This is a genomic window from Microbacterium sp. Leaf351 (assembly GCF_001423825.1).
In the GTDB taxonomy this organism is placed as follows: domain Bacteria; phylum Actinomycetota; class Actinomycetes; order Actinomycetales; family Microbacteriaceae; genus Microbacterium; species Microbacterium ginsengisoli.
The window spans coordinates 34048-35958 of the sequence record NZ_LMPK01000008.1 but is presented as its reverse complement, the minus strand read 5'-3'; the positions used below and the strand labels follow the sequence as shown (position 1 = coordinate 35958).

At 73.6% G+C, this 1911-nt stretch carries 1 protein-coding gene; it reads right to left on the bottom strand.

Features of this window, described 5'->3' with window-relative positions:
• Positions 1 to 1608: sigma-70 family RNA polymerase sigma factor (locus ASG00_RS15205; protein ID WP_162238339.1), on the bottom strand; the 1608-nt coding region annotated here is incomplete at its 3' end.
• Positions 1609 to 1911 lie beyond the last annotated feature (303 nt).

Here is a 1911-nt window from a genome sequence, read left to right as displayed (position 1 = left end):
GATGGTCGCCAGGCGGAGCGCGATCGGGTCGAGTCCGTCGACGGAGACGTAGACCGTGCTGCCGAGTCGGAACACCTCGGTGCCGGTGCGATCGAGAGCGGTGACCGACACCGTCGCTCCCGGCGGCACGTCGACGGCGAAGAAGAGGCTGTCGGTTGTGGCGCCGTGGACCCACAGCCCGCCGCGGAACTGCGGTGTGGCGGGAACGGTCGGTGTCGACCCGTCGACTCCTGACGGCACCGTGGGAGTGGGAGTGGGAGTGGGAGTGGGAGTGGGAGTGGGAGTGGGAGTCGGGGTCGGAGTGGCGGTCGGGGTCGATGTCGGCGTCGGCGTCGGCGTTGGGGTCGGGGTCGGGGTCGATGTCGGCGTCGGCGTCGGCGTTGGGGTCGGCGTCGGTGTCGGGCTCGCCGTCTGCGCCGGCATCGGTGTCGGGCCCGCGTCTCGGATCGGGCTCGCCGAGGGCTCCGCCTCCGGTTCGGGCGACGGGTCAGCCGCGCGCGAAGGGGTGGTCTGGCCGCGGTCCGCCGGGCTCGGCGACGGTATGGCGGGGGTGGGGTCGGGCTCGGCGGTGGGCATCGAGGGGGAGGCGGACGGCCCGTCGTCGGTCATCGGCACGGCTGCGGCGGCGGGCGGAGCGGGAGGCGGTGACACCGACGTCGCGAACATCGTGGCCGCCACAGCGGCCGCCGCGACGGCACCGACGAGGGCGACCGATCCGCCGACGATCGCCGAGGTCGCGATGGTCGCGGATCCCGCCGACACCCCGCTCGCCGTGGCACCTGCGCTCGACGCGGTGGCCGCGGCGCCACCGGCCGCCGGAGCTCCCGAGAGTGCGGCGAACGCCGCTGCACCTGCGCCGAACACGATCGGCAGCAGCACGAGTGCGAGATGCCGGGACAGGTCTCTCGCCTCGGCGGCCAGGGCGCGGCACGCGTCGCACTCGGCGAGGTGACGAGACATCCGCTCGTTCTGCGTCGTCGTGGCCGACCGTCGCACCCGTGCCGCGAGGTGCTCCCTCGTCCACGTGCACTCGGGGCCTGTCGCGCTCGGCAGGTTCTCGGTGATCCACGCTCGCTTCAGACCCTCACGGGCGCGACGACTCAGATTCGCCACCGCCGTCGGGCGCAGGCCCAGCAGCGGCGCCGCGTCGCGCGGCCCGCGTCCCTCGACGGCCGTGAGCCACAGCACCTCCTGCCAGGTGATCGGGAGGCTCCGGAACGCCCGCACGATCGCGTCGCGATCCGACAGGGCGACGGCCTGGTCCTCGGGGGAGTCGACGCTCGGGGCAAGGGCGTCGAGCCCGCGCGGGTCGCTCGTGGGCTCGAGGCCGGCTCGTTCGAGATGACGCCAGGCGAGCCGGCGCACGGTCGTGAACAGGTAGGGACGGAATGCCTCGGTCGGCCCGTTCCCCCGCTGCACCGCCTCCTGCACGCGGGCGAATGCTTCCTGCGCGAGATCCTCCGCGTCGGCCTCCGTCACGCCCTGCGCTCGCGCGGCGCTGATCGCCGCGGGGTGATGGCGGCTCCAGAGCTGCCCCCATGCCGCGGCATCGCCGTCCCTCGCCTGCAGGAGCAGTGCGGCGTCACTCCGGCGCGCGTCGTCGACCATGTCCTCCCCCGTCCGTCTCCCGCGGGCGCATGACGCCCACCCCTGTCAGACAGGAGTCGGGGCGGGCGCGATCATGTCGCGACACGCACGGTTCGGGCGGTGCGCGTCGGCGAGCGGGAGATGTCCTCCGTGCCACCCTACGGAATCCCGATGACGCCGGGGCCGGTCGCGACATGGAATGCCGTCATCCGGATCTTGACCGGTATGAGCACGTCGTCCCTCGATGCCGCGATCACCGCCGTCCCCTGCGACATCCACCCGTCCTCCCTCGTCACGGCGATTCCGGTATGGAAGTTCCCGGGC